A 24,975-nucleotide genomic window follows, 5' to 3' on the forward strand; every position below is an offset into this window, starting at 1 on the left:
GAAGTGAGGAATCCATGTGTCTTGTCATTCTGAACGAAGTGAAGAATCCATGTGTCTTGTCATTCTGAACGAAGTGAAGAATCCATGAATTTTATGAAAACTTGATTCTTCGCCTTCGGCTCAGAATGACCATTAATTGGACAGAACGCTGTTCTGTCCCTACAACTCGGGTCTTTCTCCCTCTTCTTCGGAGAGGGTCGGGGTGAGGTGATTTAGTTTTTTTTGCCCCTAAACACATTTTTTTTCAAATAATTTGTAACTTTATTGCTTTTTAATGTGTATTTTAAATATTGGAAAATGGGAAAATTTTCCTATATTTAAAAAAAATATATTGGAAGCTGTTATGAAAAAGAAATCATTCCTTGTAGCCGCTATCACGACATTATTACTATGCCAATTCACTCCTTTATGGACGCAAGGCGAACCCAAATTGCTTGAAGAGATTTGGAGACGAGATGATATTGACCTGACATATTTTACTGTTTGCAAACAAGGCAGGATGATTGTTATGTCAAAGTATAATTCAAAGCCTAAATTAACGACTCTTTATCTTATTGATTTGAAAACCGGAGAAAATGTGTATGTGACAGACTCAGAAACTGAGATGTACTTATTTACAAATTATTTAGGTGACAAATTTTACGTTTATAATCAAGTTGATGAAATATTAAGAGAATATGACACAAAATCTAAATCACTCTCGAGGGAATTATTAAACATTCCAATTGATGGTGTCGGCACATATTTTATATCTCCCGATAATGAATTTATCAGTTACAGCTCTCCAAGACAGATGATTTACTTTAGTGACTTGAATACAGGAATAGTGAAGGATAGCTTACATATCGGAAGTCAGCAAAGTATGATAAGCTTTGGTAAAGAATTTACTAATGATAGCAGGTATTTCAATTTTACTTCTTTCTGGATTATAAAAAATGGTCCGGGTTTATTTCAAATATACGATAGGCAGACAAAGGAAATAATATTCAGAGCCAGTACTCCGCAAGGTAGCCACTTCCCTTATCAATATTTCAACACATCAAACAAAATGGCATTTCCTGAAGAGGTGAAACTTCCGGGTGACGACAAAGTTTATAGTTATATCCGTATATTCGACCCTGACACAAGAACTATAGTGAAGAATATTAGAATCAGCGAGTATCCAAACTTATCCTTTACGATTAGTATGGACGATACTAAGATAATATACCGAGTAAACGATCCCCAACTAAAATATGTAAACCAAATATATAATTTGAAAGAAGATAGATTTGAATCTTTAAAATTTCGAGCTTCAGGACCTTTCTTAGCAGATTCAAATGCTTGGTATTCAAGGACCGGTCTTGCATTGATAGCATATAAATTTGACGGGACTGTGGGAGTAGAAGATGCAATGTCTCAAGAATCTAACAAGGTCTATCCCAACCCATCAAATGGTATTGTTTCATTAAATATAACTCCTGAATTTGTGATGGGTAAATGGAATGTTAGCGATATGCAAGGCAGAATCTTGAGAAAGGGATTAATAGGTCATGCAAGTGTTCTTGAAATCAACATAGCGGATTTAGTACCCGGGACATATTTCATCACCGTCATCGGCACCGATAACAAGCAAAGCCATAAGATTATAAAATTTTGAGAGAGTAGTCCGTAGGTTTCAGGTGTGGCACATCAAAGGAAAATGTCATTCTGAACGAAGTGAAGAATCCATGAATTTTATGAAAACTTGATTCTTCGCCTTCGGCTCAGAATGACCAATATTTGGACAGAACGCTGTTGCAGTCCCTACAATTTTGGGTCGGGTGAGGTGCATTTTATTTCAATTTCCCACGAATGAATTCGTGGGCTATGTTTATTAAATCCAAAATTCAACTAAACATAATGCCCGAAACAACTCAAAACAATCACAACAACGGTATCATCATAAACTCTATAAACTAATCTGTGTTCCCTGTTGATTCTCCGAGAAAATGTAGGCTCTTTAAAAAATTTGAGTTGTTCTATTTGGCCACTTCCCGTATAAGGATGCTCCCTAAGTTCATCAAAAAGTAAATTCAATTTCTTAAGTAATGCTTTATCACCTGACTTTCTAAGTTTTCGGATATCATTCTCAGCAACTTCTGTAATTTCAATATTATATATCATAAACCGAGCAATTCATTTTGGTGCTCTTTCGAAATTAGTTTCAATTTGCCATCTTTAGCTTGTTGGATTGACTTTTTAATTTTCTCAATGAATTCCGCCTCAGACATTAAGCGTTCATCTGCATCTACCGCAGAAATTTTATACGATTTGTCCTTTCCGCGCTGGATAATTACATGTTCGTTCTTGTCAATCAAATCAAGATAATATTTTTGATTTTGCCTGAACTCGCGACTGCTAATTATAATCATATTTACCTCCTTTTGTTACCATATTGGTACACACGTTGTTCGAGCTTAATTATTTGCTAAAACTCAAGTTTTTCCAATATCCACCTCATAACAATTTAGAATAGTTGAATGAGTCTAAATATTATGTTAGGCAATAAGTAAAGAATTTGTTAATTTTGTTAGATTTGATAATGTGAATTTTTGATATGGGTTTAAAGTGAATGCAAAATTGTCAGTCCGGGCAATACTCATCGCTGCTCTTGTTGCGATACTGCATTCTTTTGCCTTTTCCCAAGTTGACAAAATTGTTTCATTCGGCACTTCGAATGAGAACTATCCTAAGATTTCGAGCCAATTTTACGTGTTGGAGGGAAATACCCCAATAGATGTGCTTTCATCGGAGCTATCTCTTCGAAATTCATTCGGAAATGCGGATTTTGAGTTCATCGCCGGTAATGCCAGTGTTGAACCGGTGGCTAACGATTTTGTCTTTTGCATGTCATTGTCAGAATCAATGCAATCGAAACAGCAGCTAATCCGAGATTCGTGGCAGCATTACCTGACATTGTTAGATGATAACGGCAGCCAAAGTGCAGTTGTAGGCTACTCCGAATCTCTTATACTTCTGAGCGATTTTAGCGATGACAAGACAAAGCTCACAACTGCTCTGAATGATTTGCCATTTTCAAATACGGAAGATATTTCAAATTTAATTTTAAAAGGAAATTCGTACCCTTTATTGGGCAATTTAATTGCAAATCGGGAGAGAAAAGCCTCAGTTATCTTAGTTTTTGATGAATTTTACGACGATTTGCCCAATTTCGAGCTTGATGATTTAATCGCTGCCGATGTTGCATATTATGTAATTGTGCTAAACGGCTTTGCGTCGGATAATTATAAGAAATTATGCCAATTAACAGGCGGAACTTACTTTGAAAAAATCTCCGATGCTGAAAATTTTCAAAATGCTTTAAGCGGAATATCTCTTCATGCAGCAGGGTTTGAGCCAAACGAGATTTCATTTTACGACAAGTCTTGCACTAAAATAGCTTCAGTCATGCTATCTCATTCGGGAATTAATAGCGAGATTAATTATCTTACGCTCAATAAACATAAAGCCGGGTTTGCATTTGCTAAAGGGACGAGCATCAATTTTGGAATTGTCAAATCACCCCAAATCCGTAGAGATTCGCTATTTTTAACGGCTAAAAATGCGGATTTGAAAGTATTTAATATGGCTATAGACTTGCCCTTTAGGATAGTTAATAAACCCGCTACGCCATTTACAATATTGAAAGATTCTACATTGAAGCTGGAAATCGAATATGCGCCGACTGATACAGCGTATAAATATGGTCAAGTGCGTATTCAAAGCGATTTATGCGATGAAACGATTCTTCATCTGGCAGGTGGTTCGGTATTTTCGCCCAATTTTGTCAAAACTCTCAAGATTTTGCAGCCAAACGGTGGCGAAAGTCTATTTGCAGGAAGCAATTACGACATAAAGTGGGAAGGAATTTTGCCCACAGATGAAGTTACGATTGACCACACTTTCGATAACGGAAATTTCTGGAATACAATCGGTATCGGCGACCAAATGAGCTTCAATTGGAATCCTGTCCCAAGCAGAATTAATGACCAGAATAAAATTCGCTTGCGACATCTCTCCAAAGAGGGTTCTACAAAAAAAATCGTTAGGCTAAATGGATTAAACAACCGCGTAGTATCTTTGCAATGGAATCAACAATCAACTCAGTTATTCACAGCCGGTCAAGACGGATTTATCCGAATTTGGGACCCTGCAAAGGCTGACCCACTCGCCACAATTGCAAGTGGTTTATTCAGCATAATTGATATGGATTTGAGTTTTGATGACCAATATGTTGCACATATTTCAAGAAATGATAGCGTAATTCATATTATTAGACTTGATATAGAGACTAAGACTACTTTGTCATATAATAATGAAATAATAAGCAAAATTGATTGGCATCCGACAAAACTGCAATTATTGGCAGCTACTGAATCCGGACAATTAATAATATTTGATGCGATAAGTCGCTCGGTTATAAAGGTTTATACTCCTGATAATTCCCGAGCAAATGACGCAAAATGGTCTCCAAAGGGCGATTTAATTGTTGCAGGATATTCCTCCGGCAATATTGCAATTTGCTATTTAGCGGATGATTCCGTGGCAGTGCTCAAAAATTCCGATGCAAAAGTCAATTCCGTGTCGATTAATGCTTCGGGGATGACTCTTTCCGTTGCATCTGATTTGGAAACAATATCGATTTGGAATTTGTCAACGCAAAGCATAGTTTTAAATATGCAAAATACAAGCAAAAATGTGATGATTACTTCGTGGGACCCAAAACTCAAATACGTGGCTACGACAAGTTTGGACAGCACTATTTCACTTTGGGAACCTGCTACCGGAATGGTAAAGCACAGATTCAATTATCATAGCAATATTGTGAGTACATTTGAATGGAGCTATGACGGGAATAAAATTGCAAGTGGGACTATTGATGGCGAAGTATTGATTTGGTCGCCGGACGATTTACCGTTTGAAAATCAATTTACACAAATTGATATTTCGGACAACACATTTTCGATTATTTTGCCAAATGTCGAAACAGCGATTTTAGATTTTGGAGCATTGTACTACAAAGACAGAGTTGATGGTAATTTTATTAAAAATATTGTTTTTGAAAATGCACTCATTAATCGAAATTCCGCGACGATAAAAATTGATTCGATTGCCGTTAAGTATAATGTAAACCCGATAGATAATTTCAAAGCAATTTACAGATTTTCTAATTATTTCCCGATTGAATTAGCAAAAGATGAAAATTTGGAATTATTTGCACAATTAAAAACCAATTCTAAAGATGTGAATCGAAAGGCTGATACCTTGCTTTATTACACAAGTGCAGGGGTTTTCAAATCAGTCTTGCGGTATGGAATCGGCAAGCAAATATTACTCAGCACTTCCGATATTATTGATTTTGGTAAAGTGCCATTGGGCGATTCGACCTCTTTATCAATAAGAATACGGAATCTGTCCGACGAATTTGATTACACTATAAATTCAATTGCAGATTTTATCCCCGAAACTAATGATTTTGATTTCTCGGAACTGATTGGTACTACGATACTTAAGAATAATTTTAGAGATATTAATTTGAAATTCCTTCCTAAGGTAAGTGGGAAAACGTCAAAACTCTTAGTTACCGAAGTGAGTGAAAACAATAATGTAATTGAAAATTTGACATACGACTTTGAATTACATGGGGAAGGAATTGCCCCTGCATTAGCTTTCTCGGGAGGATATATGGATGAAATCAAAGTGCTTTGCGACGACAGTATCGGGCGGAAAGAAATCTTTATTTACAATATTGGCAATCACGAATTACAAATAAAAAATATTACAATTGAAAATAATCCGAATAATAAATTTCAATTAGAACTTTCGGCGACTAATTTTTTGGTTCCGATTGGTGACTCGACCAGCTTTATAGTGATTTATGAAAGCATGGAAATAAAATTTGACCAGGCGCAAATCCTTGTAGAAACAAACATTACAAATGAATGGAAAACAATTCACACGAAAAATATTCTTGGAAGACGCGAATTATCCGAATTTGAATTTTCGCAAAATAAGCTAAGATTTTTAGTTGATGATGTAAATATCAGCCAAACTCGCACATTCCAATTACGCAATACGGGCACAATTCCAATATTTTGGACTTTACCCGAATCAAATGGTTTGTTTGTTGTGGAAAGTATTTTCCCGATGAATACGCTACCCAATGATAGTTCGGAAGTGACAGTTACATTTTTAGGCAGCCAAACATTAGGATATTTTGATACCAAATTTGATTTCCGCGATACTTGCCATAATATCCAATCTCTCATCGTTGATGCTTATGTTGGACCAAATTCGGCACAAATCCAAATACTTGATTTCTTGAATTTGCCTGATTTAATTTGCGATGCTCAAAGCCCTGAATATGCAATTGAAATCACAAATACAGGTGGCACGCCGCTATTTATTGATAATATTTATTTTTCAAATGGCGATATTGCTGATTTTACAATTGTTAGTTTGCCCGCAAGCGACAGGATTGATGCAGGAAACGAAGGAATTGTAAGAATAATATTTGCACCGCAAACGCCCGGCATTAAAAAAACTTATTTGGCAATTGAATCAAATGCTACAAATTCGGTAGAAGGTATAAATCTGATTGAAATCAATGCTTTTGCCGGACATATTGAAATTGAATTGACACCTTCACCATTATTTTTCGAATCATTGATTCAAAACAAAGAATATCACGAAACTACGACTATAAATAATAAAAGTAATATCCCTATTTTTTGGGAATACCCGATTGAAAGCACACACTTTTCAATTGATTCGATAATTCCCCAAATGTCAGCACCCGGTGGCTCCTCTACCCTATTTGTCACTTTCAAAGGTGGAACGACGGGGAATAATTATACCCAAAAATTCAACTTCGATTTACCGTGCGATTATGAATTATCACTCGAACTATTCGCCGATGTTCGTAGATTGGCTTCTACGGGAATCAAAGCCGGAAATATTTCGGCAAAACCCGGCGATACAGTGATGTTGCCACTATATTTATATTCACCGAGCGATGTTGGATTGCCACAAACTCAAGGCTATAAAACACAATTGAGATTCAATTCCAAAATTATGTATCCTCTGACTGAAGACAAAGGAACTTTGGACGGCAATTATAGAATTTTAGAAATAGTTTTGCCAGCAAATCCAATTGACGGTGAGACTGCAATTGAAATTCCCTTTCTCGCCACTTTGGGTGATACTACAGATACGGAAATCAGAATTCAGAACTCGGTGGCAATCTCCTCAGAAGAAATTTCCATTGAGGAAGTTTCGGGCTATTTTAGTTTGGATTCACTTTGTTTGGAAGGCGGCGTCCGTTTGGTTGCAAATACGGGCGTATTCAATTTGTTGCAAAATTATCCCAATCCGGCTGCTGAAATTACTACATTCAAATTCTCGGCAATTGAGCGCGGCATTCACAAATTGGTGATTGTTGATATTACCGGTGCCTTTGTGGCATTAGTCTTTGAAGCGGAGTTAGAACCAGGTTTATTTGAAGTTAGTTTCAACGTCTCCAGATTTGCTATGGGTAATTATATCTACAGACTCATAGGACCAAATCTCGAACTAAATAAAAAAATGACAATTTTAAGATAATTATTTCATAAAATGCTTGAAAAGTGTTAATTTTAAAATTATCATTTTTTCAAGTTATTGGAATTATTTTCATGAAAGTTTTTATCCTTCTATTTATCGTTTTCATAGCCCTACCAAGCAATTATTTGATGTCCCAAAAAAAAGAAAAGACTGATGAAGATAAAATGTCTTCGGGTACTTTTTCAGGATTACAACTCAGGCTAATCGGTCCGGCACTTACTTCGGGCAGAATTTCGGATATTGCAGTCAATCCAAACAACAAAAGCGAATTTTATGTAGCTGTTGCTTCGGGCAATGTGTTTAAGACCACAAACAATGGCATCACATTCACACCAATTTTTGAAAATTATGGCTCATACTCAATGGGATGCATTGCGATTGACCCGAGCAATACGAACATCGTATGGTTAGGCACAGGCGAAAATAACAGCCAACGAAGCGTCGGATGGGGTGACGGAATTTACAAGTCCACTGACGGCGGTAAATCTTGGGAAAACATGGGGCTAAAAAAATCGGAGCATATAGGGAAAATTATTATTGACCCCGACAACTCCGACATTGTTTACGTAGCTGCACAAGGACCTTTGTGGGGACCGGGTGGTGACAGAGGATTGTACAAAACGATTGACGGCGGCAAAACATGGACTGCCTCTTTGACTATAAGCGAAAACACTGGCGTTTCGGATATTGTTGTTGACCCGATGGATAAAAACACGCTGTATTGCTCGGCATACCAAAGAAGGCGCCACGTTTGGACATTAATCAACGGCGGTCCCGAAAGTGCAATTTATAAAAGTACCGATGCCGGAGCAAATTGGGTAAAAATCAATAAGGGTTTGCCTTCCGTTGATTTAGGGCGTATCGGTCTTGCAATTTCTCCAATGAATCGCGATGTTATATATGCAATTGTCGAAGCAGCCCAAGAGCAAGGTGGCTTCTATAAATCAACCGACAGAGGAGCTACGTGGTCTAAACAAAGCAGCTACGTTTCCACGAGCCCGCAATATTATCAGGAAATCGTTTGCGACCCTGTTCAATTTGATTTAATTTACTCACTTGATACATATACACAAGTAACCGAAGATGGCGGAAAAACTTGGAAAAGGCTGAGTTTGAAAGAAAGACATGTCGATGACCACGCACTTTTTATCGACCCGACAAATAATAAATATATGATAATTGGCGGTGACGGCGGTTTATACGAAACATATGACAAGGGAGAAACTTGGCGATTTTTCGAAAATTTGCCCGTAACTCAGTATTATCGCGTTCAAGCGGATAATTCCGAACCTTTTTATTATGTTTACGGTGGCACACAAGATAATAATTCGCTTGCCGGACCATCGAGAACAACACATCAATATGGAATTTTGAACCAAGATTGGTTCTTCGTGGTTGGCGGAGACGGTTATGAACCGCAAATTGACCCAACAGACCCAAATTTGGTTTATGGACAATGGCAATATGGTAATTTGATACGATTCGACCGCAAAAGCGGCGAAATCACCGGAATTCAACCACAACCCGAAAAAGATGAGGAATTGAGATTTAACTGGGATACTCCGCTAATAATAAGCCCACATTTGCATACTCGGCTTTACTTTGCGGCGAATAAGGTTTACCGTAGTGATGACAGAGGCAATTCGTGGACTAAAATTAGCGAAGATATTACTCGACAAATTCCACGCGACGAGTTATCAGTAATGGGCAAAGTTTGGATGCCCGAAGCTGTTGCAAAGAATCAATCAACTTCATTGTTCGGCAATACAATATCGCTTGTCGAATCGCCTATCCGTGAAGGTATGTTAATAGTTGGGACGGACGACGGACTGATTCAATTGACTGAGGACGGCGGTGCTAATTGGACTAAATTCGATAAATTCCCGGGTGTGCCGGAAACAACCTATGTAAGCGATTTGTTGGCATCTGCACATAATGAAAATGTGGTTTATGCAACATTTAATAATCATAAAAATGCTGATTTCAAGCCATACATTTTAAAATCAAACGATAAAGGAAAATCGTGGGCCTCAATCTCGAGTAATTTGCCCGAGCACGGTCCCGTTTGGACAATCGAAGAAGACCATGTTAATCCCGATTTGTTGTTTGCAGGTACAGAGTTTGGTTTGTTCTTCACAATTGACGGCGGTAAGAATTGGGTCAGCTTGAAGGGCAAATTCCCAACAATTGCTGTTCGCGATTTAGATATTCAAGAGCGTGAATCAGACTTAGTCGTGGGCACATTCGGGCGTGGGATTTATATACTTGATGATTACACACCGCTCCGCCAAATTAACAAAGATTTCCTTGAAAAAGAAGCAGCAATTTTTCCTGTAAAAGATGCTTTGATGTATATTCCCGAATCCGCAAAAAGCAGACGCAACGAAGGCGAAACATTTTACAGAGCCGAAAATCCACCCTATGGAGCTATTTTCACTTACTATATGAAGGAAGCGCCAAAAACAAAGAAGCAAATTCGATTGGATAGTGCCAAAAAATTAACAGAAGAAAAGAAAGCTCTTCCCTATCCAACATGGGCTGAGCTTAGAGCAGAAGATGAAGAAGAAGCACCATATTTGATATTTACTATAATGAATTCAAACAAGGAAGTTGTCCGCCAATTAAAAGAGACCCCAAAAGCCGGATTGAATCGCATTAGTTGGGATTTACGCTATCCAAGCCCCTATCCGGTAAGCGCAACGACAAATCCGAACACTCACTCAGGAATGCCCGTATTGCCCGGCAAATACTATGTTTCGATGTCGAAAGTTATTGACGGAAAAATTATACCTATTACCGAAGCAGTCGAATTCATTTGCAAACCACTCAATCACGTCACTTTACCCGCTGAAAATAGAGAACAATTGGTGGAATTCCAAAATCGAGTAGTTAGATTGCAAGCAGCAGTCGAAGCCAGCAACCGTACAATGAAAGACATGAATGAGCGAATTAAATTAATGAAAATTTCGTATAAAAACACTCCGGGAGCAAGTTCAGATTTACTTGGACGATTGAACTCGCTCGAAAGCAAAATGTCGGATATAAATTTAAAATTGAATGGCAACAGCACAATCAGCAAGAGAGCCGGAAATCAAAAACTCGATATAGCAAGTCGAATTGGATATATCGTATTTACAACGTGGTACACAAGCTCCACCCCTACTGTAACAAACGAGCAAAGTTATAGTATCGCAGCAGAAGGTTTGACCGGTGTAATCAATGAGCTTAAACTAATCAAAGAAGGTGAGTTGCAATCATTAGAAAATGAATTAGACCGATTGAATGCGCCGTGGACTCCGGGTAGATTCCCTATTTTTAGGAATAACTAATAAAATAAAGATTAATTCGTTGACAATTTTTTATTCAAGAATATTTTTGAGAGGTATAAATGGCATCAGTATCAATGGCTCCTGATAGAACACAAGTCAGCTTATGGGTGCAAGCGATTCGCCCATTTGCATTTCCCGCTACAATCGTCCCGATAATAGTAGCGATAGCTTGGGCTTTGTTCAATAATGTCGGTGTAATATATTGGGAACTTATTCCGGTTATTTTGATTGCCGGCATTCTTTTTCACACAGGTACAAATTTAGTCGGAGAATATTTCGACTACAAAAAAGGTGTTGACCGTCCCGAAACATTTGGTTCGAGCCGTATTTTAGTTGACGGTTTGATGAAACCAAAAACAGTGCTTTATGGCGGATACGCTTCATTTGCCTTAGGATTTGCCCTTGGATTAATTTTAGTTGCATATCATGGCTACCCAATGTTAATTCTCGGGATTATCGGTCTAATCGGCGGAATGTTTTATACAGGAACTCCATTCGGCTACAAATACGTGGCACTCGGTGACTTATTCGTTTATTTGATGTTCGGACCACTTATGGTTATCGGTGCAAACTTCGCATTGACCGGCATCATTGACTACAACCTATTTTTGATAAGCATACCCGTTGGATGCCTTGTAGCATCAATTTTGATAGCAAATAATTTACGAGACATCAGACATGACAAAGTTGCCGGAATCACAACTACAGCAGTTTTGCTCGGTGCAAAAGCTACAAAAATCGAATATATTGCCATCGTTGCATTAGCCTATGTTTCGGTTGTCGTAATGGCTGCGACCGGTTTCATTCCATTATGGACATTGCTCGTATTAATCAGTCTCAAACCGGCAATAGATAATATCAAAATGATAGCAACAGCCGACCAATCAAACCCACAAGCAATTATGATGGGTGACGTGAAAAGTGCCCAATTGCACCTCCTTTTCGGTGTACTATACACAATAGGGCTCGTTCTGGGGTATTATTTTTGAGAATCAATTTTTTACTTTTAAAAAGCAACCTGCTTAAATGCCGGTTGCTTTTTTTTTTGGTTAAAATAGCATTTATAATTCTTCAAATAATTCAACTCCAAAGCACATATTTTAATTTGTGACCGTTTGATTTGTAGTTACGTTTGTATAAGTAGAAGGGTACAAAAAATAAAATCAAATGACCAATTTTACAATACATACTGATGCAGAATTAATCGCAAAACTCAAGACCAACAACGGGTTTGACAGTAGAATATTTGATATCATTTATAATAGATATGCTGCAAAATTGAATGTTTACTGCACCTATAAATCAAAAAATATTCATGAATCCGAAGAATTATTTGAAGAAACTTGGTTGAAGTTTATAACGGCAATAAAACAAGGTAAACAGCTTGATTCGATACTCCCATTTTTATATACAATAGCCAGAAACTTAGCAATAGACAAATATCGTAATCACAAATCTTCCAAAAATATAACAATAGAATATCGTGACATTCAAGATATTGACGAATTAATGAACCCTTTTAATCTTCAAGAAAAAATCGAGAATGACGAAATCATTGGTATCATCAAAGGGGTATTGGCTACAATAGACGACGCATACAGCGAAACATTCATCATGCAATGGTTTGGCGGGATGAGCCAAAGCCAAATAGCTCAAGAATTGGGCATAGGGCTTTCGGCAGTGAAAATGAGAAACCACAGAGTTATGAAAGAAATAATGAAATATGTAAAACCACTTTTCAGCAACGCTGATTAAGATGGAGGTATAAAATGGAATACTTAGATGATTTTTTAGAATTTGCCAATGGCAATTTGAGTGATTCGCAAGAATCGGAACTATTTGCAAGTCTGGCTTCCAATCAGGAGTTCAGGTCAGAATTTAGAGCTTTTAATTCAATTGGAAGTTCAATCAATCAGGATTTGGCAAATTGGTCGCCACGTCCGGAAATCAAAAGCAGTATCTTTGCCAAAGCAGGACTTGCTTTACCTATTGATACCCCTCAGGTTTCAACGAGCAAAACTGCTCTCTATGGAACAAAATTTAAAAGTACGCTTTTACCTGTACTATTTTCATCTGCATTAACAGCTCTGATAATGTTTTTACTTTTCAAACCCGACGGGCAAGGAGATTTACTTGAAAAATCAGCTATAACTGAATCTACAGTTATAAATAATAATTTTGATGATAAAGAAGATATTCTTACGAAGTCTGAAATTTCGTCAAGTCCTATCGAAGCCCATAATGAAACAATCAAATATGTTTATATATATTTAAATGAAAATGGTCAAGAAACTATTTCGGAAAAAGCTGAAGATGATTTGCAAAGCAAAAGCGAAATATATAGTTCAAATTTATCCGTAGAGAAAGATTTCAATTTAGCTTCGCAGACTAAAGCTGCAATGCGTTTGCAATCTACTCCTTTCCAAAATCATCAATTCGATAATATTTTGTCCGATGAAATTAGTAATCCCGATTGGTCGTTCAATTTGGAACAATCAATCCCATGGCATATGCCACAAGAAACAATCAATCCTGAATCCTTCAATAAATTTAATAATGTTGCATTCAGAGTGTTCTACAAATTGTCGGAAGTAATTAAGTTCGGCATCGGGATTGACCAAAGCACATACTTCACTATTTACGAAGGCACTGATGAAATTGGTTCTGTTTACAGATACACTCAACAACCTAATTTGGCTACTTTTAGTGCTTTAAGTCACATATCACCTTACGAATCAGATTTGTTCAAGACATACTTTCAACTCGGATTAGGCGCCAATATCTCGGGTTATGTAATAAAACCAGCAGTAGGATTAGAATTCAAAGCATATCCTAACTTGTCAATTGTTTTTTCAGCGGGATTGGATTATTTTAGATTTGTACAACAAGACAAATGGTTCGATACCCGTAAATTTTTAATTAACTATGGAATATCATACAAACTTTAAAGGAGTTTAGATTATGATTAAGCTAACAATGGCTTTCACAATGGTAATTGTGCTTGGTTTGTCCTCCTGCAAGGACATTATCACTACAGAACCAAATTTCAGACAGGAATTAATATTCAAAATGTTTAACGCTGCTGATAGTTTGTCCTTTCTCAATATTTCGGAGCATGATTTGGGCTCGATGAAAGTGCGTTCGGTAATCAACGATTTCATTAACATAACAAACCAATCAGAAACGATGACTATAACAATTTACTCAGTAGAAAACACAAACAAAACAGGACTATTTTCTTACAGATTCAATGAGCCGCTACCTATAGATGTAGCACCGAAAGAGAATATTGCAGATAAGGGCAAAATCGAAGTTGTATTCATTGCAGATTCTTTCGTTCCCGGCTTATACTATGACACACTTATCATTAACAACAATGTTGATTTCACGATTCCTATCAAAGTCCAAACAAGATACTAATATCATTAAATAATATTTGAATAATTAACTCAAGGAGAATTACAATGAAATTTTTACTATGCCTTTTCGCAACAATTATTATTTGCTCAGCAAGTGTCAATGCCCAATCAAAGTTTTCTGAAGATTTTCAAAGACAATCCGTAGGTGAATTTGATTTACAGAAAAACACAAAAAGCAATTTCGAGTTTTACCATTCAAACCGTGGTATTTTTGGATTTGACTTAAAAACTTCCCAAGCAGGTGGTTTTTGGCCCCGTGGCTCAAGCAATCAATACTTATTTGCAAGCGGGTTTTGGCTTGGTGCTAAGAAAACTGACCCACTTACCGGAGAATTAAACAAAATGGTTCTAATTGGTTATAACCCAAATTCAGGACGAAGCTGGATGTCCCCCGGTAGAATTGAAGAGAGTGACACACTTTTGAAAGATGCAAATAGGTATAGAATATATTTTTCTACTGATATGTATGCGGAAAACGGAGTTCCAAAAATCGAAAGTGATGGACCTAATTGGCCTCTTTGGGTAACAGACCCCTTAAGAAAGTATCATTATGGAGTACCGCTTTATGACTATGTATTTGACGAAAATAAGAGAAATTTGCAAAATTATCCCGAAGGACCGTTATTTATCTCTGATGAAGATTTGATAACAGTTTTCAAAGATACAGATTTACGTTTATATGAAGGTGGAACTGCCCAAAGAGCAAATATGGGTTATCCTTTACGGATGCAATTCGAATCGCATATTTATTCTTGGGGACCGGGTAACATGCACGATGTAGTTATCCAATATTATGTAATTGAAAACAAATCAACAGAAACTTATAAGGATTGTTGGTTTGCGGGTGTTTACGACCCTGACATAACTCTTTCATCTAATGCACTAAATGGTGCAAGTAATGACAGGGTAAGATATTTTGAAGAGGAAGACTTGAATCTTGTTGTAGCTTGGACTGATACTAGCGCCGGTGAAGGCGGTCATGGATTTGGCTATATGGGAATTACAGTAATGCAATCCCCTGCAGTTGATGCTAATGGATATTTGAGAACTGATAAACTTATTTTTGAACCAAATGAACAATTGGGCTTAGTAACTTTCAAATCTTGGGGAATACAAGATGACATTTTATCGGACAATGAAAGATATGATTATATTTCAAATAGGGATATTGATATTCAAGAAAAGCCCGGTGATATAAGAACGATACTCGCGACAGGTCCATTCCATTTACGTCCAAATGACAAGGCTCGGATAGCATTTGCACTTAACTTTGCACTACCTGCCAAAGGTGGTGAAGCTGACGGTACTTTTGAAGATATTGCAGGATTTGTAGATAAAACAAAGGGTGGCGATGACGAACAATTGCAAGACGCGGAAAACAACAGCCTTGTTGGCCAAATTAAGCAAGTATATAAAGAGTATTACGAAAACATTGCGTCCAAAGTAATTCAATCGGAATCCTATCAAAATTTCGGCAAAGTATATCCAAATCCGGCAAGCGAGTATATTGTCTTTGATTATGCTCTAAGTACAGATACTCAATTAAAAATAGTGTTGGTAGATGAATTAGGCAGAGATATAGCCGTGTTGTTCAATAATCACAGAATTTCAGGCAACTATCATCATTTCTTCGATTTGAACAAGTTGAATCTTCCAAATGGAGCATATTTTTTAAGGACAGAATCAAATAAGGGCTCAAATATGACTAAGTTCATTCTCGCAAAATAACGAACCTTAGCATTTATTACCATCTCAAAAGGGGCTCCACGCCCCTTTTGGATTTTATTATATTAAACTCGTTACTTCTTTCGCTCTAACATGCTTTTGGCATTACTCAAAGAACCGTAGTTTTCGACATTAACATATCCCATTGACTCTAAAGCTTTTTGGGCTATGCCTGAACGGCGACCAGTGCGACAGTAAACAGCTATCGGTGCTTTTTTGTCTTTAGTTACTTTAGCAATTTCGCGCTCGATTTCATTATAAGGAATGAGTTTTGCCCCTTCGACATGACCGGCATTAAATTCCGCTAGGGTTCTGACATCAATCACAATGATATCTTTCGTTTCAAAATTTTCGTGTTTTGCCGGTTTATCTTTTGCACAAGCAGTCAATCCGAAAAAACTTAGTATAAATCCCAATAATGCTATTTTCAAGTAATCCCCAAACTATATGAATAATAAGCAATATGACGATTCATTCATATATTTATTCTATGAATAATTTCAAATGAAAGAATCATATGAATAATTCGTTTTAAAAAGGATTAAAAGTTTGATAATTATAAAACAAATTAAATCACAATAGTGAAAATCAAATATGAAGTATATAAAATGGTCAATCATACTAATTTTACCAATAGGATTGATTTTATATTTTACAATGAAAGGTGAACCTAAAGCCGAACGCTACGAATTCAATCCGCAGTTAAAATTCATTAAGGAAGGCTGGAAAGGTAACCCGATTGATAGTGAATGCAAATTTGTAAATCACGAATTCCCTTTCAAGAATGATTTTAATAAAGTGATTAAATGGAAACTTGCTCGCAATCCACAACGCGAGGAAAAGGAAAATGACACTTTCAGACTTAAAGTCCGACATGCCAAGGAATTTTTGGAAAGCAATGATGACGGTATGCTATGGGTAGGTCACGCATCATATCTTTTCCGCATCAATGGCAAATTGATGATAAGTGACCCGATTTTCACTACTCCTGTTTCGTTTATGAAACGCTATTCAAAGCTCCCATTTGACCCAAATGAAATTAAAAATTTGGATTATATACTTATTACACATGACCATCATGACCATTTGAGCAAAGAAAGTATTAAATTGTTAGTTAAAAACAATCCCAAAGTAAAGGTACTAACAGGGCTACGCTTAGGGAAATATATCGAAGATTGGCTTGATGGGGCTGAATACCAGGAAGCCGGTTGGTACCAACAGTATAATATCTTATCAGATGATATTAAAATCACATTTATGCCTACACGGCATTGGAGCTACAGCGGTTTTTTGCAATTTAACAAAAAGCTTTGGGGCGCTTTTCATATCCAAAGCGATGATGTATCAATCTATTATTGTTCGGATTCCGGCTTTGGGAGCCATTTCAAAGAAGTTGGGGAATTATTTTCAAACATAGATTATGCAATTATTGGAGTTGGTGCATATAAGCCTGAATGGTTTATGGGTCCTGTACACACATCTCCGGCTGATGCTCTGAAAGCTACTGAGCAAATGAAAGCTCGTAATCTGATTCCTACGCATTTTGGCACATTTGATTTATCGGATGAGCCTATCGGAGACCCATATCGCGAGGTAAATCGCTTACATGCAAATTACAAAGATAAATTTGAGTTGATAAATCTGTATATTGGTGAATTTCTGAGATTTTAGAAAAATAAAAATGGGGTTGAATATCAACCCCATTTTTTTCTTTCAGACTTAGTCAGGATTCCAACTTAATTTTTTCCCACCTATAAGATGGCAATGAATATGAAAAACGGACTGACCGCCTTCTTCGTTGCAATTAATAACTAATCTGTAGCCTCTTTCGGCGATACCCTTCTTCTTAGCGATTTCAGCCGCAGCTAATAATACTTTTCCAAGCAATTCAGCATCTTCAGCACTCGCATCATTGATTGTAGCAATGGGCTTTTTGGGCACAACGAGTATATGAACGGGAGCTTTAGGGCTAATATCCTCGAAAGCAATTACATCATCGTTTTCGAAAACTATATTTGCAGGGATTTCGCGATTGATAATTTTAGTGAATATTGATTCTGACATAATGATTTTTCCTAATTTAAACAAAAAAGCCCCTTGCAAATGCAAAGGGCTATAATTAATAAATCAATAGTATGATTAACGAATAATTGTCATCTTACCGGATAAGATTTCATTTTCAGCAGTCAAGCGATAAATGTAGCTACCATTTGATAATGGAGTGCCATTGCCGTCAATTGCATCGAATGTGTAAGTCTTCAGACCGGCGCTCAAAACACCATTTTCAAGAGTGCGAACGACGTTACCGAATATATCGACAACTTCAAGTTTCACATTTTGAGTTGATGGTAAGTTGAACTTAAGAAGAGTTTGGCTAGCAAACGGGTTCGGTGAGTTTTGTTCAAGAACCAATGCACCAATTCTGTCGTAAGTTAATGTTACGATTTGTGAATAAGTACAAGCTTGCGAACCATCTCTGTCCATTTGACGTAAGCGATATTGGTAAGTTGAACCAACATTTACGTTATTGTCATGATAGTTATAACGGTTTATAATAGTAGAGTTTCCAACGCCTTCAACGAAACCGATTTGGTCGAATTCGTCATTGTCATTGATTCTTCTTTCTACGTAGAAACCATAGTTGTTTTCTTCAGAAGCAGTTTCCCAGAATAGGTCAATACCTGTTTCGCGAATTTTACCATCAAATGATAAGAGTTCGACAGGAATATCATCCATACACCATTGGAAAACATCAGCATTATAACCATGTGATTTTGGTCCAAAGTAAGGACGTAACATCGGTATCCATGAGCCATTTGTCAATGTTTGTGTTTGAGGATCATATGGTGTATTACCCCAGTGATTTAGATGAGCGAATGCGGGGTTACCTGATGCCGGAGTAAATTCAATCCATGATAAGCTACCTGCAACGTTTTGGAATGCGAAATAGTTATCATTTTGTAATTTACCTTGAATAACCTTTCTGAAGTTTTTGTCAATACTCAAAGTTATACCTGATTCACCCCAAATACCTTGAAGTGAGACAAATGTAGCCATAGTTCTCATACCCATACGTGAAGCAGAAGCTCCAAGTTCCATACCGGTTTGACCATCTTGAGAAATGCCTATCCAATAAGTACCTTTTTCAAGAACCATTGGTTGGGAGAAGAAGTAATCAACATATCTTTCGTAGATATTTTGGAAACCTGGACCACCGCGAGTAGTAATAATTCTAGCTCTTTCATTATTAGTGTTAGGTAATCTTTCGCCACCTTCGTACAATGAGAAAGTTACTTGGTCAGCGGCACGATTCAATCCTGCCCAGTAAATGGAGAAACCTCTCAATGTATCTGAGTTAAGCAAATTGAATTTCATAGCAATTGCACCTGAACCACTACCACCAACAGCACCTGTACCATCAAAAATTCTATCATAAGCAGGACCTGTTCTTGCAGTTCCGGCAGGGTTCAAAGGAACTAAGAAATTCAAACCTTTGCCACCAATTGTAGGTACAGTACCCGGCACAGAGTTAGTTGCTTGTGCAACCGGAGGATCATATGCAAAGTATCTACCGAATCTTAATGTGAAGTTAGAGTAAGTTGAGTCATTTTCTTTTACCAAATCACGTTCTGCCATCACGACCATAGCTTCTAAAACATAGAATCCTATAGTATCAACTTGGCTTTGACGAGCATTCCATCCAGGCATGTTAACGTCAGAAGTTCCGCGTCTAACAAGGTTTGAAATAACTTGTGTACGGCAATAAATTGGGTCATCTTCAATTTTCTCACCTAATTGATTGGCTCTGAATATCTTGACTTTAACGGAGAAGCCCGGAGCATCAATATCGGTATTATTAGATACGCGAACTGAAATCGGAACATTTGTAGCCTGACTTGCAGGAACAAGAGTATAAGGCCAATTAACCTTAACCGAGTTCACCTCGAGGTCTGTTACTTCAGCACGATAAAGAATTTTTATGTTATCCACATAGAAATCATCTGTATCATCTTCGATACAAAGAAGACATTTCTTGTCATTAGTGGCATAAACTTTAATTCTGAAACGGAAGTACTTAGCGCCATCATTTTCCCAAAGTACGAATGTATCCGGGATTGCGATAGCAAATTTCTTATATTCCCAATCAAAACCATCGTCATATGGGTCATGTCTCAAAGAGTTAAATAAACCACTAGCAGCAGCCCCCGGGAGAGCTAATGTAGAATCTTTGAAACTTTCTAAGAAACCAATTAAATGTCCACCACCACCAAATACAGTCAAAGCTGCCATATTGGTAAGAGCTGCATCTTTAGTTCCGCGTCTGAATGGGTGATGTCTCCAATCTTCTAACTTAATATTAGTAATACGGTTGATACCATCACTTGTAGGTTTTGCAAATTCAACTACTAATTCATCAGGCACAGCACTAACAGCGTTACCATTAACATATGGATTCAATGGATTTGGATTTTGATAAACTCTTGGTTCCGGACCTTTCAATATTTGGTCACTGAAACCTCTTGGTTGGTCTTCTTCATATGTAGCTCTTTGTACAGATAAAGTCAATACAGGATTCGGTTTTCCACGTAAATCAATCGGGAAAGAACGAATTTCGTCACCACCGCGATTAGGCGATCTTTTATCCATATAAGCCGGCAATGGTTCACTAAAGCCGTCCATTTGAACACGATTCATTTTGATTACAGGTGATTTCAAAGTCCTTGGGGATGAAATTCCTATTGGATAGTTTGCTGCAACGTATTCACCTCTTGGTGGAAGTGGATATTTTGAAACGATATCACCGGAAACCATTTCGGCATTGATGTTGACCCATTTCCAAGCTGAAGGAATAACATCGCCGGTTTCAGTATCTACATGGAATACAGTACCATCATCTTCGAAGTTACGATATAATGGATTTGGATGGTCATCATAATATCTTCTCATTACAAATAGATTTACTTTCGATGAGTCATCAAAGGGCCAGTTATCACGAAGTTTTTCACCTGATTTAGGGTCAATTGCTTCTGCAATAATATATGCACGAAGTTTACCAATATGATTATCAATAAATTCGTTAGCTTCGAATGGAGGGAATTGAACTTGAACGAAATAGTAAGGAGGTACACCATTGAAACCGGTAGCTTTGAAGTTAGCTACAGGAGTAAAGTTGTAGTTTCCATTAGAAACAGTGACAGATTGACCTAAACGAACTCGAACTGAAGGATCGCCCATACATTCTTGTGGGTTTTCGTCAGTCAAACCTAAGCAAAGTTCATCAATAGGAACTAATCTATTGTAGATTACTCTATTTGTGATAACGTTACGTAGTTGGAATCTGGCACGGAATTTAAGGTCTTGCTTAACAAAGTTAACGCCACCGGGTCCTTGAATTTCATTTGTAAGGTTTTGGATCAATGCAACCGGTTGAATTGCACCCAATCTTTCATGACCTGCTAACATTTCATAATCGTTAACAAGTGTTGTAGGAATTGTTTGAGTAAATTTCAACTTTTCAGATTCATCAATTTTCGGATCCAAGCTTCTAATACGATATTGAATATCGGCAACACGAATAGTGTTTTGCCATTGTTTAAACTTAACTGTTGATTTCCCATCCGGATATTGAACTACCGAATTGTTTAAACGATAACTTTGGAACCATGTTGTTCCTTGAATATATTCACCAGCCCATGGTGAGCCATCAAGAATACCACCCTTGCCAAAATTGACGTGACGTGCAAAACCACGTACACCGCAAGTTGTGTTGTATCTAATTACTTCACGAGCAGGAGTTTTACGGCTTGTTGTGTTCCAACCGTCAGACAATCTTGTAAAGTGGATAGTAATGCTACTATCAACAGCAGATAAAACAACATGTGCATCAACTGTAACATAATTTTCAGTAGTAGTAGGTCTAATATCGGGTGGCATAGTTACGTTACCGAAAGGACCTGCTAAACCGCCTTTAGGTTGAGCATTATAGAATGCAATAATCAATGAGTCGTTAGTATAGGTTCGTTTATAGAACGCCATACCATGCTCATCTCGAACTTTACTTTCAGGTTCGTATTGCGACAGCATCATATCACCCCAAAAAACCGCAATTAGGGCTGTTTTTGAGTTGGCATTGATAGCAGTCATGACGTCACCACCTCGAGTTCTTATACCTCCGAGAGTGTTTGATGGATTGAAAGCTTGAGGATTAGTTGGGTCCATACCTAATACAGAGAATTGATAACCAAAGTTATCAGGAGCAGGGTCATTCAAACCATTCTTATATTGAATGTTGCCTAAACCATCTCTATCAGGAACTCTCGCTCCGGTATTAGGGTTGATTGAGTCTTGAGTATTATTCCAGTTGCGAACCCAAAGTGTATCACGACCACGAACACCACCGGCAAACCAGTCCATACTCATTGGGTCGTAAGCACTTGTAGCGCCTGGAGGAATTACACGGTTTCCATTAGGATCATAGAAATATCTACGATTAGTTAACGCGATTACACCGTTTGTTGACACATAAAATGAGTCATAGCGTAATCCGTTAAAGAAGAAACCACCTTTGATACCTAAGGGAATAGGACCGGCAATGGCTTCGTCTGTCGAATCTGTAGGGCTCTCCCAAAAGTCAGCATCAGCAGGTTGACGGAAGAAAGGTAGTCCTTCTTGCTTATTGTTTTGCCAATATTCTTTTGGAAACATACGTGGACCGGCAACAATTTTACGCCACAATTCTGGTTGATAGTTGGTATCGACAACTGTAGGATTGGGACGCACCCCGGGGAATAATACCGGGTCTAATGATTCTGCATCATCAATCCAGTAATAACCGGTTGATACTGCTGCCTGAGTTGGGTTATTTTGCTGCCCTGTTTCCGAGAAATTACGAGGAAACGATGTCATACCCGAGTTAAAAGGTATGGGCTCACCAAGCTTGCTCTTCCTGAGCAACTCATCCTCATCTTTGTCCTGTGCATGGACATAGTCGAGGGGTAGTGCTATCAAGAGCGCGAGTAGTAGTAAATACTTTTTCATGAGAAAAACCTCAAATTATTAAAACAAAAAATATTAATTAAATCAGTTAAAGCTATTGTTACTTTTTAATGTCAATGTTATCGTTTGAATCTCCAGCCTTTATCTTCAAATTCGAAGACCCAGCCTACTATTTTACCTTCGTCAATGTTATCGAAATTATCCCAATATTCATTAGTATAATTATATCGTGAACTAGTATCATCTTTCGGTAACGTATTAGAATGTTCCATTATATTATTAATGCGTTGCTTCCATTCTTCAAAGCTACTCGGACGTAAATCTATCCATCCTTCGTTGCACCAAGCATTGATATTGGCTTCTGTCAGCTCGAGTTTAGTTTCTCCTCGTCTAACCGGAATTTTAATATCAGCGCCGCGTACATAACTTTTCCCGTCGGGAAGCAATACTGCTATACCAATTGATAAAATCTGCGAACGTAATTGTGTATCATTATTCAATAAATCATATGCTTGTTGTGATAAATTTTCGGCTGAAAAATCATTGATGTTGCGCATTGTGCCGACAATACGCTTCAATAAATATGCTTCATAAAGCAATTTTGATAATCTTGGAGGTCCGAGTAGCTCGAAAGCAACACTATTTACGCCGTGTTCTTGCTCCAATTTATCTAACTTATTCATGGCAATATTTCTCATGATGCCGCCTCTGTAAGTCGGTCCCATCGTGAAAGCATCGAGTCCTTGAATAACATCTTTGCCGGTATTTCCGCCACGAATTTCGTGAACTAAATAATCGGCGATTTCCTCGGGAGTAATAATTTCCATTTGTCCAAGAGCGCTGATAGCTTGAAACTCGCCACGTGAAAAAATTCCGTTTTCGCCGGTATCAATAAATACAGATTTGAATTTTTCACCTGTATCCACCACACCTTCGCTATCGTCAAATACTAACCAGCCATCGGATTTCTTAGCATTATCGAAAGGCATATCTACCAACTGAATGGTTTTACCTTTACGTTTAACTTCGCCATAAGCGATTTTTTTCCAAGCAATAGCTGCCGTTGGTTTGATTTCTTTAACTAATGGTCCGTTTGGAGTTCTTGCTAAAATATAAAGCAATAAAGTCTGGGCACCGGCAACCGCATTTTTAGATAAAAGCACTCTGGACGGGCGCTCCTCGCTATGTGTGTAAGGAATATTGAATCCCATTCCACCTGTACCGCTTGTACCAATCTTAAAATACATTTTCGACCCGGCATCTTGTAAACCTTTGTAAAGTAACTGTACGTGTCTAATAAGTTGAGGGATATAAGCACTTGCAATGATTTGTTCGACCAAAGCTTCGTCGAGCTTGTCCTCTTCGATTCTTTTTATTGCATTGATTGTAGTATTATAAATATCCAAATATGCAATAGCAGTAGCTGTGTTGATGCAATCTATCACAATATCGGGCTTTGTTTCAGCAATCAACTGATAAAGTGCAGAGTTTTCGACTACATCGGGAGTCAGTTCATAGAAAATATCTTTAATATGAATTTTCCGTCTGTCGGATTCACCGAGAACATCACGGAAATCTATATCTTTCCAATCAGTTCTTGTGAAAATATTTCCCCATTTACCATCGAACATATCCGGATTTTTGTTCGGATATTCATTTCTTAACATTTGAACAGCATCTTCAGCTTCACTTTGTTTAAGTGAAGATACTATTAATTGAGCCGGATTGTGTTCCATCAGCTTGTGGCAAATTGCCGCTCCTACCAGTCCCCAACCGCCTAAAACGAGAATTTTTGATCCTTCGATATTCATTTTCAAATCCAAAAAAATAGTTTAGAAAAAAGGCTAACATTATCTTGTAAATTAATAAATTTCAGCTTTATA

15 protein-coding genes are annotated in these 24,975 nt (G+C 37.5%); 9 read left to right on the top strand and 6 right to left on the bottom strand.

The features are described from left to right. The first annotated feature begins 343 nt into the window (after positions 1-343). The gene (locus M9949_00510; GenBank protein ID MCO5249887.1) at positions 344-1,639 is read left to right on the top strand and encodes a T9SS type A sorting domain-containing protein; all 1,296 of its coding nucleotides are present in this window, start codon (positions 344-346) and stop codon (positions 1,637-1,639) included. Between the two features lie 233 nt (positions 1,640-1,872). Here the strand turns inward: M9949_00510 and M9949_00515 are convergent, their stop codons facing one another. After that, entirely contained in the window at positions 1,873-2,145 is a 273-nt protein-coding gene (locus M9949_00515) for a Txe/YoeB family addiction module toxin (GenBank protein MCO5249888.1), read from the bottom strand. Further along, positions 2,142-2,393, bottom strand: a complete 252-nt coding sequence (locus M9949_00520) for a prevent-host-death protein (GenBank protein ID MCO5249889.1) — start codon at positions 2,391-2,393, stop codon at positions 2,142-2,144. Before M9949_00520 ends, M9949_00515 begins: the two co-directional genes overlap by 4 nt. Before the next feature lie 196 nt (positions 2,394-2,589). On the opposite strand from M9949_00520, the gene M9949_00525 reads away from it, so the two are divergent. From M9949_00525 to M9949_00555, 7 genes are all read left to right on the top strand, one after another. Then, positions 2,590-7,623, top strand: a complete 5,034-nt coding sequence (locus tag M9949_00525) for a choice-of-anchor D domain-containing protein (protein MCO5249890.1) — start codon at positions 2,590-2,592, stop codon at positions 7,621-7,623. A gap of 71 nt (positions 7,624-7,694) precedes the next feature. Next, positions 7,695-10,952 (top strand): glycosyl hydrolase, encoded by a 3,258-nt coding sequence (locus M9949_00530; GenBank protein ID MCO5249891.1) that lies wholly within the window; start codon positions 7,695-7,697, stop codon positions 10,950-10,952. 59 nt (positions 10,953-11,011) lie between these two features. Beyond that, on the top strand, positions 11,012-11,941 hold the full coding sequence (gene menA / locus M9949_00535; protein MCO5249892.1) for a 1,4-dihydroxy-2-naphthoate octaprenyltransferase: 930 nt from the start codon (positions 11,012-11,014) through the stop codon (positions 11,939-11,941). Positions 11,942-12,119: 178 nt separating this feature from the next. Beyond that, positions 12,120-12,707, top strand: coding sequence for an RNA polymerase sigma factor (locus M9949_00540; GenBank protein ID MCO5249893.1), 588 nt, complete (start codon positions 12,120-12,122; stop codon positions 12,705-12,707). 14 nt (positions 12,708-12,721) lie between these two features. Continuing rightward, on the top strand, positions 12,722-13,900 hold the full coding sequence (locus M9949_00545) for a hypothetical protein (protein MCO5249894.1): 1,179 nt from the start codon (positions 12,722-12,724) through the stop codon (positions 13,898-13,900). A gap of 13 nt (positions 13,901-13,913) precedes the next feature. Next, on the top strand, positions 13,914-14,372 hold the full coding sequence (locus M9949_00550; GenBank protein MCO5249895.1) for a hypothetical protein: 459 nt from the start codon (positions 13,914-13,916) through the stop codon (positions 14,370-14,372). A gap of 44 nt (positions 14,373-14,416) precedes the next feature. Next, positions 14,417-16,099 (top strand): T9SS type A sorting domain-containing protein, encoded by a 1,683-nt coding sequence (locus M9949_00555; GenBank protein MCO5249896.1) that lies wholly within the window; start codon positions 14,417-14,419, stop codon positions 16,097-16,099. A gap of 71 nt (positions 16,100-16,170) precedes the next feature. On the opposite strand, the gene M9949_00560 is transcribed toward M9949_00555, so the two are convergent. After that, entirely contained in the window at positions 16,171-16,527 is a 357-nt protein-coding gene (locus M9949_00560; GenBank protein ID MCO5249897.1) for a rhodanese-like domain-containing protein, read from the bottom strand. Positions 16,528-16,690: 163 nt separating this feature from the next. On the opposite strand from M9949_00560, the gene M9949_00565 reads away from it, so the two are divergent. After that, a complete protein-coding gene (locus tag M9949_00565) occupies positions 16,691-17,767 on the top strand; it encodes an MBL fold metallo-hydrolase (GenBank protein ID MCO5249898.1) in 1,077 nt (358 codons plus the stop codon). A gap of 48 nt (positions 17,768-17,815) precedes the next feature. On the opposite strand, the gene M9949_00570 is transcribed toward M9949_00565, so the two are convergent. From M9949_00570 to M9949_00580, 3 genes are all read right to left on the bottom strand, one after another. Further along, positions 17,816-18,160, bottom strand: a complete 345-nt coding sequence (locus M9949_00570) for a histidine triad nucleotide-binding protein (GenBank protein MCO5249899.1) — start codon at positions 18,158-18,160, stop codon at positions 17,816-17,818. 75 nt (positions 18,161-18,235) lie between these two features. After that, the gene (locus M9949_00575; GenBank protein ID MCO5249900.1) at positions 18,236-23,134 is read right to left on the bottom strand and encodes a T9SS type A sorting domain-containing protein; all 4,899 of its coding nucleotides are present in this window, start codon (positions 23,132-23,134) and stop codon (positions 18,236-18,238) included. A gap of 77 nt (positions 23,135-23,211) precedes the next feature. Continuing rightward, positions 23,212-24,903: a short-chain dehydrogenase gene (locus tag M9949_00580; protein ID MCO5249901.1), complete on the bottom strand. Its 1,692-nt coding sequence runs from the start codon at positions 24,901-24,903 to the stop codon at positions 23,212-23,214. Between the last annotated feature and the right edge of the window lie 72 nt (positions 24,904-24,975).

This window comes from Candidatus Kapaibacterium sp., assembly GCA_023957315.1.
Lineage (GTDB): Bacteria > Bacteroidota > Ignavibacteria > Kapaibacteriales > UBA2268 > PGYU01.